The organism is Arthrobacter sp. 05L45_2 (assembly GCF_056397525.1).
In genome coordinates, this window is sequence record NZ_JBFTNO010000047.1 from 1 (window position 1) to 21,864 (window position 21,864).

Sequence of the window (21,864 nt, forward strand, 5' to 3'; positions counted from 1 at the left end):
GTTCATCATCTTGGCGGTACTCCTGGTCCTGTCCACCCCGTCGCTCACGGTCACGGCGGCGACGCTGCGGGTGGGCCGCGCCACGATCGAACGCCGCTTCATCGGCAGCGTGGAGGCCTTCCGCGGCGGTGAAGCGACGGCGGAACGGGGTACCCGGCTCAACGGCCTGGCCTTTATGTGCATCCGTGGCTGGATCGACCCCGTGGTCCGCATCGAAATCACCGATCCCTCGGACCGCACGCCGTACTGGCTGGCCTCCACACGTCACCCCGACGAGCTTGTGGGAGTCCTGTCCCGCTAGTGGCGGCCCGCTGGTTCCGGCGGTTAGCCTTCACAGTCCTTGCAGTACTTAAGGCCGTCCTTTTCGCGGGCTACCTGCGAGCGGTGGCGGACCAGGAAGCACGAGGCGCAGGTGAATTCGTCCGCCTGGGCGGGCAGTACCCGGACCAGCAGCTCCTCGCCGGACAGGTCAGCGCCCGGGAGTTCATAGCCCTCCGCGAGGTCGGTCTCGTCCTCATCGACCACCGCGGAAGGCTTATCCGTGCGCCGGGACTTCAATTCCTCAATGGAGTCCTCGTTGAGGTCTTCCTCGGTCTTGCGCGGCGCATCGTAATCTGTCGCCATTAGTTGTTGCTCACACTCCGCATTCGTTGGATTGGTTCGCCGGCCCGTTCCGTCCGAGGCTGGTGGCCTCGACCGGCCAGGGTCCGGTTCACCGATGTCAACGCCGGACAACCGCTTTTTGTGCCCGATGTCGGGTCATCTTTGCTCAAACCCCGGCCAAACACCAGAGGCCCGCGGTCCGGCGGCCGTGCGGGGTTGCAGGACCCGGAGCCCAGGCGGCGGAAATACCCGGAAAATCGCGGCGCGCCTGCCCTCCTCACCCGAATTACGGCCCATCGGTGGCAGAGTTTCGAATGTTAGTAATGCCAGGGTGGAGGATTTGTATGCAGGATCTACGGCTTGTAGGCGTCCACGACGACGGAGAGCATCTCCTGTTGAGTGGCACCGGCGGCGAGATGTTCCAGCTGCCGATCGATGAAGCACTGCGGGCGGCGGCAAGCCGTCCGGCGGCGAAAGCTGCGTCCGGGGCGGCCGCCGAACCCATTGCCATGTCCCCCCGCGACATCCAGGCCCGGATCCGCGGCGGTGCCACGGCGGCCGAGGTGGCAGAACTCTCCGGCATTCCGCTGGCCAAGGTCCAGCGCTATGAAGGACCGGTGCTGGCTGAGCGCGAATACGTCGCCCAGCAGGCCCGCAAGGTGGAAGTGGCCACCCCCTCCGCCGGACATGACAGCTACCGCTCCTATTTCGGAGACCAGCCGGCGACCCTGGACGACATGGTCACCCACCGGCTCCGGATCCACGGGATCGAACCGTCCACCGCGGAATGGGACTCCTGGCGGCGGCCGGACGGCAGCTGGAACGTGGTGGTCCGCTTCGAGGCGAAGTCCGGCGCCCATGCCGCCATCGGCGAAGAGCCGCCGGCCATGTGGACGTTCAGCCCGGCCCGGAAATCACTGCAGAACGCCAACCGGTGGGCCCAGCAGCTCAGTGAGCTCGAGCCGATGGACGGRCCGGTCCCGGCACGCAGGCTTTCGGCCGTCTCGGACCGCCCCTTTGATTTTGAAACCGACGCCGAGGCAGCCGCACGCGGCGCCACGGCGTCGCTCAGTGTTGTCCCGCCGAACGGCGGCCAGCCGGACCAGGACGCGGACGGGCTGCTGGACATGCTCCGCTCCCGCCGCGGCCAGCGGATGGGCCTGGACGAGGACGCTGACGACGCGCTGGCCCTCTTGCTCACCAACGGCGTTCCCGCGGCCCACCCGCGGCCGTCCGAGGTTCCCGCGCTGGAAGAGGACGACGGCGACGCAGACTCTGCCGAGTCCGCCGACTCTGCCGATCACAGCGATGCCGGGAAACCCGCTGACGAGGACCGCCCCGCGGCGAAGTCCGAACCGCGGACGGCCCCGGCCCCGGACACGGTTCCGGATGCCTTCACCCGCCGCCGTGACGCCCGGCCCTCCATGCTGTCCCGGCTGACCTTGGCACCGCGGCATCAGGACGATGACGACGACTCACTGAAGCTCCACGAYGGGGTCAGCACCGAAACCCGGGAAATCACCATCGCGGCCTCCCAGCTGCGGCCCGTCCGGACCGGCCCGACGTCGAGCCCCGGACTGGACGAGCTCCTGGGCGGCGGACCGTCGCGGCGGACGCAGTCCGACTCCCCCGCCGGATCCCGGGCCGACACCGTCCGGACCGAGCCCGTGCGCCCTGAGCCGGTCCACCCCGGACAGTCCCGCGCCGAGCGCGAGCCGGAGACCCCGGAACGCCAGCCCTCCAAGCCGAAACGCTCCAGCGTGCCCAGCTGGGACGAGATCGTCTTCGGCACCCGCAGCGACTAGGCAGGCCGGCGCAAGCCAGCCTGGCGTTCCCAGCACACCTGCCTGTGCACCCTGAGGAGCCGGCCGCGGGTCAGCGGCGTCCGGCTTTCCGGGCAGTCTTTCCGGTGGCCCGGAAGCTCAGCAGCGGCACTTCCCGTTCAGCCTTGGTCAGCGACCCGTGCTGGCCCACCACTTCGAGCGCCCGGGCCTGCACCCGGCGGGTGTCATAAAACGCCAGTGCGTCGCGGGCGGCAATCATCACGTCACCGATCCGGGGAGCCACCGGTCCGCGGACGTCGCCAAACAGCCCCGCCGCCACCGCCTCTTCCCGGGTGAACGCCCAGATCCGGTCGCCGAAACGGGCCCGCCAGGCATCGATGAGGCGCACCCGGCCGTCGTCGTCCGTGCCGTCTTCCAGGTACAGGTGGACCATCCGCGGTTCCCCGGCCGTGTGCCGGACCCCGGCGATCAGCGCCGCGTCCGTGGAGTAATCGATCCGCTGCGACTCCGGCACGTCGAGCATGCCGTGGTCACCGGTGACGAGGACCGTGGTGCCCGCCGGAAGGCTGGCGTTGAGCCGGCCCACGGTCGCGTCAAGCTCTTCGAGCTGGTGCTCCCACTGCGCTGACTGGCTGCCGTGGCGGTGGCCGGCCTTGTCCAGTTCATGGACGTAGAAGTACATCAGGGAGCTCTCCGCGCCGGCCATGGCCTCCGCCGCTGCGGCGGTGCGGGCGTGCGAGGTGTTCCCGGCCAGGAAGCGGCCGCCCCGAAGCGCGGCCCGCGTCATCGCGGAATCGCTGAACCGCGGCAGGCCAACGGTGCTGACATCGACGTGCCCGGCGGCCCGTTCAAAGACCGTCGGCATCGGCTGCCAGATTTCCGGATCGACGCCGTCGTCCCAGTTGCCGAGCATGTTGACCACCCGGTCCTGGTCCGGGTCCAGGACGTCGTAACCGACCATGCCGTGTTGGCCGGCGGGCAGTCCGGTCCCGAAACTGGCCAGCGATGCGGCCGTGGTGGTCGGGAACGCGGCGTCCAGTGCCACCGGCACGGGCCCCTGGCCGGCCTGCAGGACCGAGCGCAGGAACGGGGTGTGTGCGGACTTCTGCTTCAGGAGCTGGCGGCCCAGGCCGTCGGCCAGGACCACACACACGTGCTTCGCGGCGGGCAGGTTCAGCCGGTTCTCCAGACCAGGTACGCCGAGGCTGGCCGCGGCACTGCTGAGCACCTCGGCGATGGACCGCTCGCCGTAGGCCGGGGCAGCGGGCATCCCGTCGGAACCGCCGGGCGTCCAGCCGGAMGGGGCGGAAGAGGCGGACGGGGCGGATTGCTGGGAATCGGAAGCGCGGACCTGCACCATCTCAGCGCTGGTGGCCGCGGCTGAGTCGGTTTCCGAACACACCGGAGCGGGCCCGCTGCGGCAGCGCGGAGACGCCGTGCGGGGCGGGGGCGGTGGATCCGGTGTTCACGGCCCGCAGCGCCCGGGCGAAGAGCTTCGCGTCCTGGACGGCCTGCAGACCGTCCGCTTCGGCGCTGATCCGAAGGACAATGTCCTCCTGCGCGATGGTGCCGCTGTAGCCGTGGTCGGCCTCGCACTGCGGGTCCCCGCAGCTGGCCGGTCCCATGTCGAGGCGCTGCCCGCCGGACCAGGCGATGGACAGCGTCAGTTCGCGGACCGGGTCCGAGGGCTTGTAGTCCTGCGGCTGGGCGTAGACATAGCTGAGCACCACGGAGCGGATCTGCGTCACCGGGACCGACTCGGTGGAGACCTGCGCGACGGTCTGCTCGCCCGCCTCATCAAGCTGCTGGTCATCGACGTGGGTAATGACCAGCATGTCGTCGGTGAGGACCAGCACGGTGATGTGCCGGCGCACCTCGGCGCGGTCGAAGTGGGTCTCAAGGTGGACCAGGTGGGCCACGCAGTCCCGGCCATCCAGGGCGTCCGCGACGACGTCGGCCACCAGGCGGGGGTAGAAACCGGCCTGCTGAAGGGCACCTTCCAGGCTCTGGCCCTGCGCGCTGTGGTCGTGCAGGCCGTGGTGCTGCGAGCCGGGGCGGCCCGAAACGGACGCCTGGGGCTGGGATGCGGGAGGCTGGGAGGTCATGGCTTCCATTTTCACAGATCGGCTGGGGACACGCTAACTGCGCATGGCACGCCGGGCGGTGTCGGTGCGCTGGGCGGCGTTGGCAATCCKGACGTCGGCCGCCAGGATCACCGCACCGTCCGGGCCGGCCAGGACGGGGTTGAAGTCCACCAGGGCGATCTCCGGGTGGTTGTCCTTGAGCCGGGTCAGCCGGGCGGCGAGGTCCTCGAGCGCGGCGGTGTCGACGGCGGGCAGGCCCTGGTAGCCGAAGAGTTTGCGCGAGGCCCGCGGGGCACGGATGAAGTCGTGCACGTCCGAGCCGGACAGCGGCGGGACGCGGTGGGCCCAGTCATCGAGCAGGTTGACGGCGTCGCCGGCCAGCCCGAAAGACACCACTGGCCCCAGGAGCGGGTCCTCGATGGCTCGGAACGTGCAGGCCTGTCCCACCGGCGCCATCGACTGGACCTCCAGCGACGGTGACCCGTAGCGCTGCAGCGACTTGCGCATGTGGGCGATGTTGCGGCGCAGCGAATCGGCGTCCTGGATATCCAGGCGCACCCCGCCCAGGTCCAGCCGGTGCCGCAGCGCCGGGTCCGTAGTCTTCAGCGCCACCGGCCAGCCGAGGCGCTCAGCGGCGGCAACGGCGTCGTCGTCCGTCTCGAACCCCTCGGACGGCAGCACCCGGATGCCATAGCGGCCCAGCAGGCTCGCGGCGGCGGCGGGCTCCAGCCGGACGAGTTGTTCGCCGCCCACCGGACGGAGCAGTTCCTCGAGTTCCTCGTGGGCTCCCTCCGGGTCGCACCCCTCGGGCTCCACAAACAGCCCCTGGTCACGGACCACCCATTCGGCGTAACGGACCACCGCGGCGAGGGCGGCGACGGCGGCGCCCGGGTTGGAGTAGCAAGGCACCCCGGCGGCCGTCTCCGGCAGCGCGCGGGACATGCCAGTGTCCAGATCGACGTCGGCCACGACGCGTTCGACGCCCAGCCCGGCCGCAGCCGCGTTGTCCGCCACCACCTTGCCAAGCGCTCCGGAGTTGCTGAACACGGCGACGCCGGGCCCTTTGGGCAGGGGCTGGCTGGAGACGATCTGGGCGACGTCCATAAGCTGCTCAATGGTCCCGACCCGGATCACCCCGGCCTGCCGCATCATGGCGTCCAGGGCCTCGGACGGCGCCTGCGTGGTGCGCACGGCGTGGCCCGGCGGCAGGTTCAGGCCCATGGCATCGGACTTCGCCACGATCACGGGTTTGGTCCGGGCGAGGCGGCGGGCCAGCCGCGAGAACTTACGCGGGTTGCCGATCGATTCGAGGTAGAGCCCGACGGCGGTGGTGTCGGCGTCGTCCTCCCAGAACTGCATCATGTCGTTGCCGGAGACGTCGGCGCGGTTGCCCGCCGAGAGGAACGTGGAGATGCCGACCCGGCGGCGGCTGGACGCGGCGTAGAGCGAGACGCCGATGGCCGCGGACTGGCTGAACAGGCCGAGGCCGCCGCGGCGGGCCAGCGCCGGCGCCATGGAGGCGTTCAGGGAGACGGCCGGGTTGGTGTTGACGATCCCGAGGGAGGAGGGGCCGATGACGCGCATGCCGTTGGCCCGGGCCTGCCGGACCAGTTCGCGCTGCCGGGCCAGGCCGCGTTCGCCGTCTTCGGCATAGCCGGCCGAGGCGACCACAATCCCCTTAACCCCGGCGGCACCGCATTCCTGGACCACCTTGGGGACCTCGTCGTACGGCACCGCGATGATGGCGAGGTTGACCGGGCCCGGAACCTCGGAGAGTTTGGCGAAGGAAAGCATGCCGGCCAGTTCCAGGGCCTCGGGGTTGATGGCGTAGACCGGTCCGGTGAAGCCGCCCTCGATGATGTGCTCCAGCAGCTGGTAACCCACGGTCCCCCATTTGCGGCTGGCGCCGATGACCGCCACCGAGGACGGTGCGAGGAGCTCCTGGATGCTGCGCGCCTCGGCACGGTGCTCACGGGACTCCATCACGGCCCGGGATTTGTCAGTCGGGTCGATGTTGAACTCCAGGCTGACCACGCCGTCGTCGAAATGCCGTTTGACGTCATAGCCGGCGTCGGAGAACACCATCAGCATCTTGCGGTTCTCCGGGAGGACCTCGGCGCTGAATTTGCGGATGCCGTTCTCCCGGGCGGCGGCGGCCAGGTGTTCGAGCAGGATGGAGCCGATGCCGCGGCCCTGGTGCGCATCGGCGATGTTGAAGGCCACCTCGGCCTCTTCGGGATCGTCGAGCCGGTCGTAGCGGCCGATCCCGATGATGTCGCCGCCGATGGTGATCACCAGGGCCACCCGGTCCTTGTAGTCGACCTCGGTGAAGCGCTTGAGTTCCTTGGCCGAAAGCTTGGATTTGAACGCGAAGAAGCGCATGTAGATGGACTTTTGGGACTGCCCGACATGGAAGGACTGCACGGCATCGGCGTCGTCGGGGTGGATGGGGCGCAGGTGCGCGGTACCGCCGTCGCGCAAGACGACATCGGCTTCCCAATGTTCCGGATATACGCCGCCTACGGGCTGATCCACCATAGGCTTAGCCTAGCCATAAACTTACGCAGTACCCGTTTAGCACCCCGCAGAAGGACCCACTCGCCTCATGGCACGCCGCCAAACCACGCCCCCGGCCGGGGAAGCAGACCAGGACTTTACCGAGAACATCGTCGACATCGACGTCACTTCCGAAATGGAAGGCTCGTTCCTGGAGTACGCCTATTCGGTCATTTACTCCCGGGCCCTGCCCGACGCCCGGGACGGCCTCAAGCCCGTGCAGCGGCGCATCCTCTACATGATGAGCGAGATGGGACTGCGCCCGGACCGCGGCCACGTCAAGAGCGCCCGCGTGGTGGGCGAGGTTATGGGCAAGCTCCACCCGCACGGCGACACTGCGATCTACGACGCCATGGTCCGGATGGCGCAGGACTTCTCGCTCCGGCTGCCGCTGATCGACGGGCACGGCAACTTCGGCTCGCTCGACGACGGCCCTGCCGCCCCGCGGTACACCGAGGCCCGGCTGGCGGCGGCGGCGCTGACCCTGACGGACCACCTCGACGAAGACGTGGTGGACTTTGTTCCGAACTACGACAACCAGCTCACCCAGCCGGACGTGCTTCCGGCCGCCTTCCCGAACCTCCTGGTCAACGGCGCCACCGGCATCGCCGTCGGTATGGCCACCAACATGGCCCCGCACAACCTCAGCGAAGTGGTCGCGGCGGCGCGGCACCTGATCGCGCACCCGGACGCCACGCTCGAGGACATCATGAAGTTCGTTCCGGGCCCGGACCTGCCCACGGGCGGCCGGATCGTGGGACTGGACGGCATCCGCGACGCCTACGCCACCGGCCGCGGCTCGTTCAAGACCCGGGCCAAGGTGGACGTCGAGCAGCTCTCGGCCCGGCGCACCGGCCTGGTGGTCACGGAACTGCCGTACATGGTGGGCCCGGAAAAGGTCATCGAAAAGATCAAGGACGCGGTCAACGGCAAGAAGCTGGCCGGCATCAGCGACATCGTGGACCTCACTGACCGCAAGCACGGCCTCCGGCTCGTGATTGAACTGAAGAACGGTTTCAATCCCAACGCCGTCCTCCAGCAGCTCTACCGCTTCACGCCGATGGAAGATTCCTTCGGCATCAACAACGTCACCCTGGTCGACGGCCAGCCGCAGACCCTGGGGCTGCTGGAACTGCTGTCCGTCTACGTGAACCACCGCATCAACGTGGTCCGCCGCCGCACCGCGTTCCGCCTGGCCAAGAAGCAGGACCGCCTGCACCTGGTGGAGGGCCTGCTGATCGCGATCGTCGACATCGACGAGGTCATCCAGATCATCCGTTCCTCGGACGAGGCCGCCGCGGCCCGCACCCGGCTGATGTCCATCTACGACCTCTCCGAAGTTCAGGCCAACTACATCCTGGAACTGCGGCTCCGGCAGCTGACCAAGTACTCGCGCATTGAGCTGGAAAAGGAACAGGACGAGCTGCGCCGCGAGATCGCCGAGCTGCAGGCCATCCTGGACTCGCCGGAACTCCTGCGCGGGCTGGTCTCCGACGAACTCGGCGAACTGGCGGACAAGTACGGGACACCCCGCCGGACCGTCCTGCTGGAGTCCGAGGCCGTCTCCCCCACTGTCGCTGCTGCCCTGGCCGCGGCCCCCGGCGGAAAGGGCAAGGCGGCGCCGCTGGCCCTGGAGATCGCCGACGACCCCTGCTGGGCGGTCCTCACCGCGTCCGGGCAGATCGCGCGGACGGCCAACCAGGACAGCCTGGCCGAGTCCGGTCCGCGGACCAAGCACGACGTCTTCCGTTCCGTGGTCAAAACCTCGGCACGCGGGGAGATCGCCGCGGTCACGTCCCAGGGCCGGATGCTGCGGCTCCAGGTGATGGACATGCCCGTCCTGCCGCCGACGTCGGGCACCCCCAACATGGCCGGCGGCGTCCCGGCCAAGGACTTCATCACCCTGCTCAAGGGCGAATCCCTCGTCGCGTTCGCGCCGCTGGACCAGGTCCTGGCCATCGGAACCGCCCAGGGCGTCGTCAAGCGCGTGCAGCCGGAGTACCCGCTGAACCGTGAGGACTGGGAGGTCATCGCCCTCAAGGACAAGGACACGGTGGTGGGCGTCGAGCCTGCCGGTTCCGACGACGTCGAACTGGTTTTTGTGACCCGCCAGGCCCAGTTGCTGCGCTTCAGCGCCTCCGCGGTCCGGCCCCAGGGCCGCACCGCCGGCGGTATGGCCGGCATCAAACTGGCCGCCGGGGACCGGGTACTGCACTTCGGCACGGCCCGTTCCGACGACGACGCCGCCGTGGTCGTCACGATCGCCGGCACCGAGGGAGCCCTTCCGGGGACCGCCCCGGGCGCGGCCAAGGTCACGGCGCTGGCCGAATACCCGGCGAAGGGCCGCGGAACAGCCGGCGTCCGTGCGCACCGCTTCCTCAAGGGCGAGGACACCCTGCTCCTCGCGTGGGCCGGACACGGGCCGGCGAAGGCGTCGTCCCTGGCCGGGGTGGCACGTTCCCTGCCGGGCGAGCACGGCCGCCGCGACGGGTCCGGCATCCCGCTCTCCCAGGCTATCGAAGCGATCGGCCCGAGCATGGCATGGGCGGAGCCCGGGGTCCCGGAGACGTAGGGGTTCTGGCGCGGCTGCTGGGCGGGGCGGCCTCGCCGCATGAACCGCTCTGACCGCACCGATTTGCCACAATTGGCCGCTACCGGGGCACCCAATGCGGCCATTTGTGGCGAATCGATGACGACGTGGCGGGGCGGATCTCGGCTCGTGGGGCCCAGCCTTCAGCCCCACGCCGGTGACTAAGCTCCAGTCCCGCGCACGTGCCCAAGCTCCACGACTGCTGGGACCCAGGCTTCAGCCCCACGTATGTGACCAAGTTCTCTGCCACCCCTGCGCCGCCATCTGGACTCGCCACCACGCCGCGCCTGCTACCCGCCATATCCAGTCGCGTGCGTCGCCGGAACCGCATCCACTTGCCGCAAATGGCCGCTTCGGGCCCACCAACCCGGCCATTTGTGGCAAATGGGTGGCAATTGGCCGCAGTGGAGCACGACAAGAGCGCGGTGGAATGCCACAAGGGCGGGCGCAAATTCCCTTCACCCCTCGGCGCAGCAGAGACGTCTCCCGATACCGCCGCCTCGGCACCACCACCTGGGCCCTTCGACACGTGGCACCCTCTGCCGACACGTCCGGGCACAGCCGCCACCTCCACCGCACCCAATCACCAGAAAAGGCCGCTTCCAAGGCCACCAATCCGGCCATTTGTGGCAAATGGGCGGGGCGCGCCGACGCCCACAGCACAGCCAACCAGCCCCGGGCCGCCGACGTGTGTCGCAGCCCGGAGCCAAGCCGCGCCAGAGCGCCAGCTACATGCCGGAGTTGATGTTCAGGATGTTGCCCTCGCTGTCCAGGAACCAGGCTGCGGAACTTCCGTCCGGCAGGGTGGCGACGCCGTTTTCGGTCTTCAGGCCCGGGAAGTCGTATTCCTCGAACACGACGCCGGCCGCGCGCAGTTCCGCGACAGTGCCCGGCAGGTCCGTGACCATCCACCCCATCTGGGTGTTCTTGGCTGATCCGGCGTTGGACGTCTGGTAGAGCAGGAACCTGCTCCCGGCGCCGCACGTGTACATCAGGTTGTCGTCGGCACTCGCATTATCCGGTTCGAGTCCGAGTTTGTCGCGGTAGAAATCGCGCGCGCGGGCGAGGTCCGCGGCCGGCAACACGGCGCCGACCGGCTGGTCTTTGAGCATGGCTATGTCCCTTTCCAGGCCCTTCCCCCGAGAGGCATTTTACTCCTTCCCCTAGACTGCACACATGCCTATCGTGCCCGATCAAAAAGACTGGACCTGGGTGCTGTCCCGGCCGTGCCCCGAGTGCGGATTCGACGCCGCCACCTGCACGCCCGCGACGACGCCGGGGATGCTCGCCAACATGCTCCCCCGCTGGCGTTCCGTGCTGCGACGCCCGGATGCAGCGGCCCGTCCCGATGAGGACACCTGGTCACCGCTCGAATACGCGTGCCATGTCCGGGATGTGTTCAGCCTCTTCGACCACCGGCTCGCCCTGATGCTCTCCGACGACGACGCACGCTTCGAGGACTGGGACCAGGACCGCACCGCGCTCGAACAGGATTATGCCAACGCCGATCCCGCGAACGTCAGCGCCGCCCTAACGGCCGAAGGCGAGCAGATCGCGGACTCCTTCGGCCGGGTCCCCGAGGAAGAGTGGGGCCGGCGCGGAACCCGCAGCAACGGCTCGGAATTCACGGTGCTCACCTTCGCGCAGTACTTCATGCACGACGTCGTCCACCACCTCCACGATGTGGACGGCTAACGCCTAACCCGGCTAAGGCCTGACCCGGCCACCGCAGCTCCACACCCGTTCCGGGGCCGCCGTCGCCCGCGGCTGACGGTCCCCCGCCGCCCCGGACCTAGCCCCGCGCCAACGCCGCTTCCGGCTGCGGCCGGGCTGCCCGGTCGAGGTCCAGCCGGGCATCCGCCGGGCTGACGTCGTCCGGGTTGTGCGTCACCAGGACCACGGTGCGCCCCGCCAGGCCGCTGCGAAGCTCGGCCAGCAGGAGCTGGCCGGCTTCGGCATCGAGGTGGGCGGTGGGCTCGTCGAGCAGAATGACGTCGGCACCGGTCAGCAGCGTGCGGGCTACGGCCAGCCGTTGACGTTCGCCGCCGCTAAGGAATGCCCCCGCCGGCCCGATGGGCGTATCGAGGCCCCGATCGAGCCGGGCCAGGAGCTGGTCCAGCCCGACGGCGGCCAAAGCATCGAGCAGCCGGTCTTCCAGGACCAGGTCCCCGGCCGCGTGGCGTTCCCCCTCGGGCAGCCCCAGCATCAGGTTGCCGCGGATCGTGGAGTCGAACAGGTGCGCCTCCTGGGGGCACCAGGCCGCCCGGCCGGTCAGCTCAAGACGTCCGCCGCCCGGCGGCAGGAAGCCCAGCATCACGGCCAGCAACGTGGACTTTCCGGAGCCGGACGCCCCGGTGACGGCCAGCCACCGGCCCGGTTCAGCGGTGGCGGACAGCCCGGTGAACACCGGGGCACCCCCCGGCCACGCCGCCGACAGGTCCTCCAGCTCCAGCCCCGGCCGGACGGCGTCCCGGGCGGGAGGCCGGGCGTGAACTCCCACGGGTCCGCGGGCCGCCTCCGCCGTTGCGGGCGCCAGCACCCCGGAGTCGCTGATGCGCTGCAGCACCGAGCGGAGGGCCGGGTACTGCCGGACCGCCGTCGTCGTCGCCGAGTAGGGCTCCACAAGTGCCAGTTGCAGCAGCACGACGACGGCGACGATCGCCGGCTGCGCGGCTCCGGCCAGGGCCTGCGGCCCCACAAGGACGGCGCTGGCGAGGGCGGCGCCCCCGCAAGCCAGGACCGTGAGCGCATGCCCGAGGCCCTCGGCCAGGGCCGACCTCTGCGACGCTGAGGTGGCGGCGCGGTCCGCCCGCTGGATGGCGGCCAGGACCGGGGTGGCCACGCCGTTGGCGTGCAACTCGGCGCGGGCATCGAGCGCTGCAGCCACCCGGCGCAGCACGCCGGAGCGCAGCTGCTGTTCCGCGCGGGCCGACATCCGGTCCGCCAGCAGGGCGAGGCCCGGCGCGGCCACAAGGCTGACCACCGCGGCGGCGATCGCGGCCGGGAGGGCAACCGGGAGCAGCAGCCCCACCCCGGTGACGACGGCCGCACCCACTGCCAGGGCGGTCAGTGGTGGAAGCACCACACGGGGCAGCAGGTCGCGGACGGTGTCGACGTCGTCCACGACGGCGCCCAGGACATTGCCGCCCTGCAGGAGCCGCCGCAGCGACAGGGCCCGCCCGCTCAGCGACTCCCAGAGCTGCCCGCGGAGGCGCGTCAGTGCGGTGAAAATGGCGTCGTGCGTCAGCAGGCGTTCGGTGTACCGCAGTGCGGCCCGGCCGACGCCGAAGAATCGCACACCCACGATCGCCGTGAGCAGGTAGAGGATGGGCGGCTGCTCGCTGGCGCGGATTATCAGCCAGCCGGACAGGCCGGCGAGGGCGACGGCGAACAGGGCGGCCAGCACGCCGACGGCACCGGCCGCGGCGAATTTCCCGGCCACGGGGGCGAGGAGGCGGCGCACGTGGGCTGCCGCCGACCCGCGCCCGGCCGAGGTGTCAGCATCGGCAGCCCCGACGCCGGCACCGGCGCGGATACTCGGAGTACCCTGGCTGCCCAGCGGGACCGCCCCCGCTGCCGGGTCTCCCTCGCCGGGTTCCGCACCGGGTGCAGCACCTGGTCCGGCAAGGGGCTGGGCGGGGGGTTTCCCTGCGGTCCCGATCGGCACCAGCCGGTCGGCGAGCTCCCGGGTCTGCCGGTCGTGGGCCACCAGCAGCACGGTCGCCTTCCCCCGGAGGCCCGCGATGGTGCGGGTGACGGCGTCGGCGGAGGCGCGGTCCAGGTGGGCGGTGGGCTCGTCCAGCAGCAGCACCGTGGCGCCGGCCTCGATCCGGGCCAGGCCGCGGGCCACAGCCACCCGGCGCAACTCCCCCGGGCTGAGCTCGGCAGGATGCTTCGCGGCCAGGTGGCCGGCGGCGCACGCGGCGAGGCAGCGCCGGGCGGCGGCGTCGTTATCCTCCGGTGAGCGGCCGGCGCCGGTGCCCAGGTAGAGCAGCACTTCGCCCAGCACAGTGTCCTCAACCATCACCGGGTGCTGCGGGACCCAGGCGAGGTCCGCCGTCGTAAACCCTTCCACCCGGCCTGTGACCTCGGTACCGCCGCCGGTCCCGACAGTGCCGGCCAGGACCCCCAGGACGGTGCTCTTGCCGGCCCCGCTGCGGCCGTCCAGCGCGGTGATGCCGCCCGGCGCGGCAGTGAAGCTGAGCGGCCCGACGGCGGCGTTCCCGCGGCCGGCGTACCGGACGGACAGTTCCGTCACGGTGACGGCCGGAGGCACCACCGCGGCTGTTAGCCCGGCGGTTTCCGGGGCCAGGGGCACGGCCGGCCGGGCGTCGAGGACCTCAGTGGTGTCCGCGAGCGCCGCCCGGCCCTCGTCGCTGGCGTGGTGGGCGGTAYCGAGTTCACGCAACGGCAGGTAGCAGTCCGGCGCCAGGATCAGGGCCAGGAGGCCCGCCTCCAGTGCCATGTCCCCGTGGACCAGCCGGACGCCGATGAAGACGGCCACAACGGCGACTGAGATCGTGGCTATGAGCTCGAGGGCCAGCGCCGAGAGGAACGCCGTGCGAAGCGTGGCCATGGTCTTGGAGCGGTATTCGTCGGAGATGTCCTCGAGGGCCTTGCGCTGGGCGGCGGCCCGGCCCAGGCCCACCAGCACGGGAAGTCCCTTGGCCAGTTCCAGCATGTGCCCCGAGAGCCTGGCCAGGGCCGACTGCGCCTCCCAGACCCTGTCCTCGGTATAGCGGCCGATCAGGACCATAAAGAGCGGCACCAAGGGGACGGTCAGGACGATCACGACGGCGCTGACCCAGTCGGCGAAGAGAATCCGCGCGCCGAGCAGCAGCGGGATGGCCGTGCAGTTCACCAGGGCGGGGAGGAACTGGCTGTAGTAGCTGTCCAGTGCGTCCAGCCCCCGGGTGGCCAGGACAGCCAGGCCGCCGTCGGCCGGTCCCGCCGTGCGCGTTCCCGAGTGCAGGGCACGCTCCAGCAGTTGCGAGCGGAGTTCCTCCTTGACACCCAGGGCGGCGCGGCGCGACGCCACCGCCTGCGCCCACACGGTGAGCGAGCGCAGCACCACACCGGCCAGCCCCCAGGCCAGCTGCTCTGACCAGGCCGGGTTGTGGCCCATGAGGCCTGCCAGCATGGCGGCGACGGCCTGCCCCATGAGCACCAGGGACAGGGCTTTCAGTGCGGCCAGTAACCCCAGCAGGTAGAGCGCGGAACGGGTGGCGGGGCCGGTGGGGAACTGCGGTCTCATCGGCGGCTAGTCCTTCGGGGCCAGGGCCTTGGCGGCAATGGCGGGCAGGAAACTGTGCGCTTCCGGGATGTGGTGGACGCTGACCCTGCGGCGGAACACCCAGTACGTCCAGGCCTGGTATGCCAGAACAAGGGGCAGCCCGATGCAGGCCACCACGGTCATCAGGCCCAGGGTGTAGTCCGAGGAGGAGGCGTTGGCGACCGTCAGGTTGAACTGCGGGTTCAGGGTRGAAGGCAGCACCACCGGGAAGGCCGCGCCGAAGATGGAGGCGCTGCCCAGCAGCAGGAAGGCACCGAGCGAGAGGAAGGCCTTGCCTTCCGCGCCGCGCCGGGCGAAAGTCCAGGCCAGCGCGGCGGCCACCACGGCGGCAGCGACGGCGGCCACGGTCCAGGCCTTGCCGCTCTGCACCTGCAGGGCAATCGCCCAGCCCGCGATGGGCAGGAGCAGCACCGGGAGCAGCCGGACGAACCATTGCCGGGCGCGGTGGCGGATGTCGCCGTCGGTCTTCAGCGCGAGGAAGGCCAGGGCGTGCAGGAGGGAGAAGCCGGCGACGGCCAGGCCGCCCAGCACGGCGTAGGCGCTGAACCAGGAGAACGGGCCGCCCTCGCGGTCGCCGTTAGCGTTCAGGGGCAGGCCTGTGGTGGTCAGTGCCAGGGCCGCGCCCACCCCGAAGGCCGCGACGGCGKAGCCCAGCACAATGGCCCAGTCCCAGCGGGCACGCCACTGCGGGGTGTCCACCTTGCCGCGGTACTCAAAGGCCACGGCGCGGAAGATCAGGGCCACCAGGACCAGCAGCAGCGGAAGGTACAGGGCGGAGAACAGGGAGGCGTACCAGAGCGGGAAGGCCGCGAAGGTGGCGCCGCCGGCCGTGAGGAGCCATACTTCGTTGCCGTCCCAGACGGGGCCGATGGTGTTGAGCAGTACGCGGCGTTCGGTGTTGTCCCGGGCGAAGCCCCTCATGAGCATTCCCACGCCGAGGTCGAATCCCTCGAGGAAGAGGTAGCCCGTCCACAGCACCGCGATGGCAATGAACCAGATGGTCGGTAGCAGTTCCATGCTGAATATTTCCTCTGCTTCTTGTGGAGGGCCGTTAGTAGGCGAAGGCCAGGACGTCGTCGGCGCCCGGTGTGCCGGGAGTACCGCCGGACGGGGTGTTGTCCTCGTTCTCGTCCGGCGGGACGTGGGTGAGCTCGGGCATCGCCGAGACCACGCCGCCGCGGATGTACTTCACCAGCAGTTTCACCTCCACCACCAGCAGCACCGCATACACCGCGGTCAGCACCACGAGTGAGGTCAGCAGCTCGCCAGCTGAGACGCCGGGGGAAACGGCCGCCGCAGTGAACATAAAGACCTGGTCGATGCCGCTGGGGTCCGGGTTCGGGGCAACCACAAAGGGCTGCCGGCCCATCTCGGTGAAGATCCAGCCGGCGGCGTTGGCGCCGAAGGGGGCCAGGATCCCGAACACCGCAAGCCGCATCAGGCCGCGGGAGGCCGGCACGGTTCCCTTCCGGGTCGCCCAGAGGGCCACGAGGGCGGCAAGGGCAGCCACACCGCCAAAGCCGATCATCATGCGGAAGCCCCAGTAGGTCACTTCCATCACGGGCACGTACTGGATTTCCTGGCCGGCACGGTCGCCGTAGATCGGGTTGTTGGGCAGGTGGGTGCCGTAGTCGGCCTTGTACTGGTCGAGCAGGCTGTTGACGCCTTTGACCTCGGTGGTGAAGTCGCCCTTGGCCAGGAACGACAGGATGCCCGGGACTTCGATGACGGCGACGACGTCGTCGCAGTTCTTCGAGCCGACGTTGCCGACGCTGAGCACCGAGAAGCCGGTGCCGTCATGGCAGGCAGCCTCGGCGGCGGCCATCTTCATGGGCTGCTGCTGGAACATCAGTTTGCCCTGCAGGTCCCCGGTGATGGCGGTGCCGGCGAAGGAAATCATCGCGACGACGGCGCCGATCCGGAGGGAGCGGATCCAGACGGCGTGATCCGCGCGGTCGCGGCCGGGGACCTCCGACTCGCCGGGGATGACTTTCCCGTCGGCGCCCACGGTGTCGATGCCGTCGTGGCGGCGGCGCCATAGGTGGTACCAGGCGATGCCGAGCAGGAACGCCCCGGCCACGGCCAGGGCCCCGAAGAGGGTGTGCGGCACGGCGACCAGGGCGGTGTTGTTGGTGAAGACGGCCCACGCATCGGTCATAACCGGCCTGCCGTTGATCATTTCGACGCCGACGGGGTGCTGCATCCAGCTGTTGGCCACGATGATGAAGTAGGCGGAGAAGGCAGAGCCGATCACGGCCACCCAGAGGCAGGCCAGGTGCACGCCGCGCTTGAGCTGCTTCCAGCCGAAGATCCAGAGGCCCAGGAACGTGGATTCGACGAAGAAGGCCAGCAGCGCCTCCATCGCCAGGGGTGCGCCGAAGACGTCCCCGACGAAGCGGCTGTATTCGCTCCAGGCCATGCCGAACTGGAACTCCTGCACAATGCCGGTGGCCACGCCCATGATGAAGTTGATCAGGAAGAGCTTGCCCCAGAACTTGGTCATCCTGAGGTATTCGGGCCGGCCCGTGCGGTACCAGAGCGTCTGGATCACCGCCACGACCAGGCCGAGGCCGATAGTGAGCGGCACCATCATGAAGTGGTAGACGGTGGTGATACCGAATTGCCAGCGTGCGATTTCCAAGGCGTCCAAGGCAGTCCCTTTGGCTAGGTTCCCGAGATTTCTACGTTGCGTAGAAGTACTACTTCTACAGAGTGTAGAACAATTTCATGCCCTCCCGCACCCAGCGTGGCACGGCACACCCGGGCCCGCAATGGACCTGCCGCCGCCCGAAGGCTGCCCGGACGCCCCGCACCCGGCGTGGCAGGCGACACGCCGCGGACTCCTTGTTCTACCTCATGTAGAAACTGGGCGGATTTCGCGGTAAATTTAATGCTGAAGTATTCGGCACCTCACCCGGACGGCATCGGCATCCGGGTGGCATTCAAGAAGGACGTACGGAATGGCAAGTCTCGGCGAACTGGAACGGGCAGTGATGGACCTGCTCTGGGCAGGCCAGGAGGCTGCGACTGCGAACACCCTGCGTGACCTGCTGGCGCAGAGCACCCGGGCTGCGGGCGGCTCGGCCGGGCATGAGGGCAAGGATCTGGCTGTCACCACTGTGCTGACCGTGCTGTCCCGGCTGGAGCGCAAGGGCCTGGTGGAGCGCGAACGCGGCACCCGGCCGCACCGCTACCAGGCCGTCTCGAGCCGGGAGGACCACACGGCGGAACTGATGCACGAGGTGCTCGGCTCCGCCCCGGACCGCGAGGCCGTCCTGGCCCGCTTCATTGGTTCAGTGTCCGCCACCGAGGCGGAGACGCTGCGCAAACTGCTGGGCCACAGCTAACACCGGATGTTCTGGACCTCATACTTTCTGGCGGTCCTGGCGATAGTACTGGCCTGGCCGGTACCTATCCTTCTTTCCCGCGCCCAGTGGCCGGCCCGGTCCCCGTTTACGGCCATGCTGCTCTGGCAGGCCATCGCCTTGGCCGGCGGGCTGTCGATGATCGGCGCGATGCTCGTTTACGGCCTGGAGCCGGTGGGCGAGAACCTGCTCGCCGGGCTCCGGTCCCTGGCCGGCATGGTCCTGCGCGACGAGCCCACCACAGCCCTCGGCTTCTGGCACATTTTCGCGCTCTCCGCCGCGGCTCTCCTCAGCGCCCACCTGGTCTTCACCCTGCTGCTGACCTATTACAAGATCCAGCGCCAGCGACGGCGGCACCGCGAGYTGCTCGCGCTGCTSGCYTCCCCCTCSRCGGACGGMSCCSSGACCATGGTRATCAGCCATGACTCCCCCGTGGCATACTGCCTGCCCGGCGGGGCGCGTTCGGTGACGGTGCTCTCCGACGGGCTGATGGCAGCCCTGGAACCCGGGGAACTCCGGGCCGTCCTCATCCACGAAAACGCGCACCTCAGCCAACGCCACCACCTGCTGCTCTGGGCCTTCGCGGCCTGGCGCCAGGCCCTGCCCTGGCTGCCGACCACCCGGCTCGCGCAGGAGGCCGTCAACTCGCTGATTGAGATGCTGGCCGACGACGTGGCCCTGAAGACGGAAAGCAAGGCCACGCTGATCAAGGCGATCGCGATCGTGGCGAGCGGTTCCACCGGCGCGGCCGGCGCCCGGATGGCCTTCGGCGAGGCGGGCATGGAGTCCGACGCCGGTCAGCCCGGTGCCACCGGTGGCGCCGGCTCGGCCGTGACCACCGTTTCGCGCGTCAGCCGGCTGCTGTCGCCGCAGCCGCCGTTGCCGGAGGCCGCCCGCCTCGGCGTCCTCGGAGCCTGCCTGCTGCTGCTCGCCCTGCCCACGGCCCTGCTGATCGTGCCGGGCCTGCTCGGCTAATCCGCGCTCAGGCGTCGATCCGTTCCCGGTCCAGGCTGGCCGCCCCGGCGATGATGAAGTCCTTGCGGGGCGCCACGTCTGAGCCCATCAGCAGGTCGAAGGTTTCCTCGGCCTGCTTGGCATTGTCGATACCGACCTTCCGCAGGGTCCGGTGCCGCGGGTCCATGGTGGTCTCCGCGAGCTGCTCGGCGTCCATTTCGCCCAGGCCCTTGTACCGCTGGATCGGTTCCTTGTAGCGCTTGCCTTCCTTGGCGAGGCGGGCCAGCAGAACGTGCAGCTCCGCTTCGGAGTAGGTGTAGATCATCTCGTTCGCCTTCTGGCCGGCGTTGATGACCTCCACCCGGTGCAGCGGCGGGACCGCGGCGAAGACCCGGCCCTCGTCGATCATCGGGCGCATGTAGCGGAAGAACAGCGTAAGCAGCAGCGTCCGGATGTGGGCGCCGTCGACGTCGGCATCGGTCATCAGGATGACCTTGCCGTAGCGGGCTGCCCCAATGTCGAAACTGCGGCCGGACCCGGCGCCGACCACCTGGATGAGGGCTGCGCACTCGGCGTTGGAGAGCATGTCCCCCACCGAGGCCTTCTGTACGTTCAGGATCTTGCCGCGGATCGGCAGCAGGGCCTGGAAGTCGGAGGAGCGGGCCAGCTTGGCGGTACCCAGCGCCGAGTCACCCTCCACGATGAAGAGCTCGGAGCGGGCGACGTCGTCCGTGCGGCAGTCCGCGAGCTTGGTGGGCATCGAGGAGGTCTCCAGCGCGTTTTTCCGGCGCTGTGTTTCCTTGTGGACGCGGGCCGAGATCCGCGACTTCATCTCGCTGACGACCTTTTCCAGCAGCAGCGCCGACTGGGCCTTGTCGTTGCGGTTGGAAGAGGTGAGCTTGGCGTTGATCTCCTGCTCCACCACCTTGGCCACGATGGCGCGGACCGCCGAGGTGCCGAGGATTTCCTTGGTCTGGCCCTCGAACTGCGGTTCGGCAAGCCGGACGGTCAGCACGGCGGTCAGGCCGGCGAAGATGTCGTCCTTTTCGATCTTGTCGTTGCCGGCCTTGAGCTTGCGGGCGTTGGTTTCGACGGCTTTGCGGAAGGTCTTCAGCAGTGCCTGTTCGAAGCCGGACTGGTGGGTTCCGCCCTTGGGGGTGGAGATGATGTTGACGAAGCTGCGGACGGTGCTGTCGTAGCCGATGCCCCAGCGCAGGGCGACGTCGACCTCGCAGTCGCGCTCCACTTCGGCCAGCTGGCTGTGGCCGCGCTCGTCCAGGACGGGCACGGTTTCCTGGAACTTGCCGGCGCCGTGCAGCCGCCAGATGTCGGTGACGGCCGGGTCGGCGGCGAGGAAKTCGACGAACTCGGAGAGGCCGCCGTCGTGGTGGAAGATTTCCTCGTGCGGGCCGAACTCCCCGGGGGTGCCGGGGACCTTGCGCTCGTCACGGACGGTCAGCTTCAGTCCCGGGACCAGGAACGAGGTCTGCCGGGCGCGCGCGGCCAGCTCCTCGTAGGAGAATTTCGCGTCCGGGGTGAAGATCTGGCGGTCGGCCCAGTAGCGGATCCGGGTGCCGGTGACGCCGCGCTTGGCTTTGCCGACGATGTCGAGCACGGAGCCGTCGACGAAGGGCTCAAACACCGCGGCGGGGTCCGGTTTGGTGCCGGGCTCCTTGAAGCGGCCGGGCTCGCCGCGGCGGAAGGACATCTTGTAGGTCTTGCTGCCGCGGTCCACCTCGACGTCAAGGCGGGAGGACAGGGCGTTGACCACGGAGGCGCCGACGCCGTGCAGGCCGCCGGAGGCCGTGTAGGACCCGCCGCCGAATTTGCCGCCGGCGTGCAGTTTGGTGAAGACTACCTCGACGCCGGTGAGTCCGGTTTTGGGTTCGACGTCGATCGGGATGCCGCGGCCGTCGTCGTGGATTTCCACCGAGCTGTCGGCGTGCAGGATCACCTTGATGTCGTGGCCGAAGCCGGCCAGGGCCTCATCGACCGAGTTGTCGATGACCTCCCAAAGGCAGTGCATCAGGCCGCGGGAGTCCGTGGAACCGATGTACATGCCCGGGCGCTTGCGGACGGCTTCGAGGCCTTCCAGCACAGACAGATGCCGGGCGGTGTAATCAGAGCTTGGTGCCACGGGTCGGAAACTCCTTCGGGGATGGAACGTAAAGACGCTCTTCCTAGGTTAGTCGGCTTGGAGCCCTACGCCGGGTTGCCACTCCCCCGCACGGACGGCCGGACCCGGGGCGTTATGGAGCCGTGATACGCGGACAGCGAAAGTGTCCCATCCTTGCCATGGAATGGTGACGAATGCTGGTTATATAGATGTATCGATCTACCAAGGAGGCCGAACATGACAACAGCAGTTGCGGACCGCACACTCACCACCGTTGACCGGTGCGACCGTTGCGGAGCTCAGGCATACGTCCGGGTTGTTCTCGGAGCCTCCGGCGGTGAACTGCTCTTCTGCGCTCACCACGCACGCGCCGTAGAACCGAACCTTCGTCCGCTCAGCTCGGACTGGCACGACGAGTCGGGCCGCCTCCTGGAGAAGGAACCGGTTTCGGTCGACTAGACGTTCAACCAGGGACCCCGGCCGGGGTCCCGCGAAAGGCCCCTCCGTTGCGGAGGGGCC

16 protein-coding genes are annotated in these 21,864 nt (G+C 69.3%); 7 read left to right on the plus strand and 9 right to left on the minus strand.

Annotated elements, in window-relative coordinates:
- Window positions 1-301 (plus strand): DUF3093 domain-containing protein (locus AC1DHD_RS05810; protein ID WP_476878797.1); only part of this gene is annotated, 301 nt, incomplete at its 5' end.
- 23 nt (window positions 302-324) lie between these two features.
- Here AC1DHD_RS05810 and AC1DHD_RS05815 read toward each other — a convergent pair.
- A complete protein-coding gene (locus AC1DHD_RS05815; protein ID WP_476878798.1) occupies window positions 325-624 on the minus strand; it encodes a DUF4193 domain-containing protein in 300 nt (99 codons plus the stop codon).
- Between the two features lie 323 nt (window positions 625-947).
- Between AC1DHD_RS05815 and sepH the strand changes: the two genes are divergently transcribed.
- The gene (gene sepH, locus AC1DHD_RS05820; RefSeq protein WP_476878799.1) at window positions 948-2,408 is read left to right on the plus strand and encodes a septation protein SepH; all 1,461 of its coding nucleotides are present in this window, start codon (window positions 948-950) and stop codon (window positions 2,406-2,408) included.
- A 70-nt stretch (window positions 2,409-2,478) separates the two neighbouring features.
- Here sepH and AC1DHD_RS05825 read toward each other — a convergent pair whose 3' ends face one another.
- From AC1DHD_RS05825 to AC1DHD_RS05835, 3 genes are all read right to left on the minus strand, one after another.
- Entirely contained in the window at window positions 2,479-3,657 is a 1,179-nt protein-coding gene (locus AC1DHD_RS05825) for an alkaline phosphatase family protein (protein ID WP_476878800.1), read from the minus strand.
- Window positions 3,658-3,748: 91 nt separating this feature from the next.
- Window positions 3,749-4,492: a DUF5998 family protein gene (locus AC1DHD_RS05830; RefSeq protein ID WP_476878801.1), complete on the minus strand. Its 744-nt coding sequence runs from the start codon at window positions 4,490-4,492 to the stop codon at window positions 3,749-3,751.
- 33 nt (window positions 4,493-4,525) lie between these two features.
- The gene (locus AC1DHD_RS05835) at window positions 4,526-7,009 is read right to left on the minus strand and encodes a bifunctional acetate--CoA ligase family protein/GNAT family N-acetyltransferase (protein ID WP_476878802.1); all 2,484 of its coding nucleotides are present in this window, start codon (window positions 7,007-7,009) and stop codon (window positions 4,526-4,528) included.
- A 67-nt stretch (window positions 7,010-7,076) separates the two neighbouring features.
- Between AC1DHD_RS05835 and AC1DHD_RS05840 the strand changes: the two genes are divergently transcribed.
- The gene (locus AC1DHD_RS05840; RefSeq protein WP_476878803.1) at window positions 7,077-9,599 is read left to right on the plus strand and encodes a DNA gyrase/topoisomerase IV subunit A; all 2,523 of its coding nucleotides are present in this window, start codon (window positions 7,077-7,079) and stop codon (window positions 9,597-9,599) included.
- 746 nt (window positions 9,600-10,345) lie between these two features.
- Here the strand turns inward: AC1DHD_RS05840 and AC1DHD_RS05845 are convergent.
- Window positions 10,346-10,729, minus strand: a complete 384-nt coding sequence (locus tag AC1DHD_RS05845) for a VOC family protein (RefSeq protein ID WP_476878804.1) — start codon at window positions 10,727-10,729, stop codon at window positions 10,346-10,348.
- Window positions 10,730-10,793: 64 nt separating this feature from the next.
- On the opposite strand from AC1DHD_RS05845, the gene AC1DHD_RS05850 reads away from it, so the two are divergent.
- Window positions 10,794-11,312 carry a DinB family protein gene (locus tag AC1DHD_RS05850; RefSeq protein WP_476878805.1) on the plus strand — a complete coding sequence of 173 codons (519 nt, stop codon included), beginning with the start codon at window positions 10,794-10,796 and terminating at the stop codon, window positions 11,310-11,312.
- Between the two features lie 97 nt (window positions 11,313-11,409).
- Here the strand turns inward: AC1DHD_RS05850 and cydD are convergent, their stop codons facing one another.
- Genes cydD through AC1DHD_RS05865 form a run of 3 tightly spaced genes read right to left on the minus strand, consistent with a single transcriptional unit; the run spans window position 11,410 to window position 17,560 of the window.
- Window positions 11,410-14,871: a thiol reductant ABC exporter subunit CydD gene (gene cydD, locus AC1DHD_RS05855; RefSeq protein ID WP_476878806.1), complete on the minus strand. Its 3,462-nt coding sequence runs from the start codon at window positions 14,869-14,871 to the stop codon at window positions 11,410-11,412.
- A gap of 6 nt (window positions 14,872-14,877) precedes the next feature.
- Entirely contained in the window at window positions 14,878-15,927 is a 1,050-nt protein-coding gene (gene cydB / locus AC1DHD_RS05860) for a cytochrome d ubiquinol oxidase subunit II (protein WP_476878807.1), read from the minus strand.
- Window positions 15,928-15,961: 34 nt separating this feature from the next.
- Entirely contained in the window at window positions 15,962-17,560 is a 1,599-nt protein-coding gene (locus AC1DHD_RS05865) for a cytochrome ubiquinol oxidase subunit I (RefSeq protein ID WP_476878808.1), read from the minus strand.
- Window positions 17,561-17,870: 310 nt separating this feature from the next.
- Between AC1DHD_RS05865 and AC1DHD_RS05870 the strand changes: the two genes are divergently transcribed.
- Complete coding sequence (locus AC1DHD_RS05870) at window positions 17,871-18,257, plus strand: BlaI/MecI/CopY family transcriptional regulator (RefSeq protein WP_476878809.1); 387 nt, start codon at window positions 17,871-17,873, stop codon at window positions 18,255-18,257.
- Window positions 18,258-18,263: 6 nt separating this feature from the next.
- Window positions 18,264-19,250: a M56 family metallopeptidase gene (locus tag AC1DHD_RS05875; RefSeq protein ID WP_476878810.1), complete on the plus strand. Its 987-nt coding sequence runs from the start codon at window positions 18,264-18,266 to the stop codon at window positions 19,248-19,250.
- 7 nt (window positions 19,251-19,257) lie between these two features.
- Here AC1DHD_RS05875 and AC1DHD_RS05880 read toward each other — a convergent pair whose 3' ends face one another.
- Complete coding sequence (locus AC1DHD_RS05880; protein WP_476878811.1) at window positions 19,258-21,366, minus strand: DNA gyrase/topoisomerase IV subunit B; 2,109 nt, start codon at window positions 21,364-21,366, stop codon at window positions 19,258-19,260.
- A 216-nt stretch (window positions 21,367-21,582) separates the two neighbouring features.
- Here AC1DHD_RS05880 and AC1DHD_RS05885 point away from each other — a divergent pair, with 216 nt between their 5' ends.
- Window positions 21,583-21,804 carry a DUF7455 domain-containing protein gene (locus AC1DHD_RS05885; RefSeq protein ID WP_476878812.1) on the plus strand — a complete coding sequence of 74 codons (222 nt, stop codon included), beginning with the start codon at window positions 21,583-21,585 and terminating at the stop codon, window positions 21,802-21,804.
- The last annotated feature ends 60 nt before the right edge of the window (window positions 21,805-21,864 follow it).

Bases quoted from the DNA above. Each gene is read 5' to 3' on its own strand.
- AC1DHD_RS05815 (WP_476878798.1), bottom strand. From the start codon at position 624: ATGGCGACAGATTACGATGCGCCGCGCAAGACCGAGGAAGACCTCAAC.
- AC1DHD_RS05825 (WP_476878800.1), bottom strand. From the start codon at position 3,657: ATGCCCGCTGCCCCGGCCTACGGCGAGCGGTCCATCGCCGAGGTGCTC.
- AC1DHD_RS05830 (WP_476878801.1), bottom strand. From the start codon at position 4,492: ATGACCTCCCAGCCTCCCGCATCCCAGCCCCAGGCGTCCGTTTCGGGC.
- AC1DHD_RS05840 (WP_476878803.1), top strand. From the start codon at position 7,077: ATGGCACGCCGCCAAACCACGCCCCCGGCCGGGGAAGCAGACCAGGAC.
- AC1DHD_RS05845 (WP_476878804.1), bottom strand. From the start codon at position 10,729: ATGCTCAAAGACCAGCCGGTCGGCGCCGTGTTGCCGGCCGCGGACCTC.
- AC1DHD_RS05850 (WP_476878805.1), top strand. From the start codon at position 10,794: ATGCCTATCGTGCCCGATCAAAAAGACTGGACCTGGGTGCTGTCCCGG.
- AC1DHD_RS05870 (WP_476878809.1), top strand. From the start codon at position 17,871: ATGGCAAGTCTCGGCGAACTGGAACGGGCAGTGATGGACCTGCTCTGG.
- AC1DHD_RS05885 (WP_476878812.1), top strand. From the start codon at position 21,583: ATGACAACAGCAGTTGCGGACCGCACACTCACCACCGTTGACCGGTGC.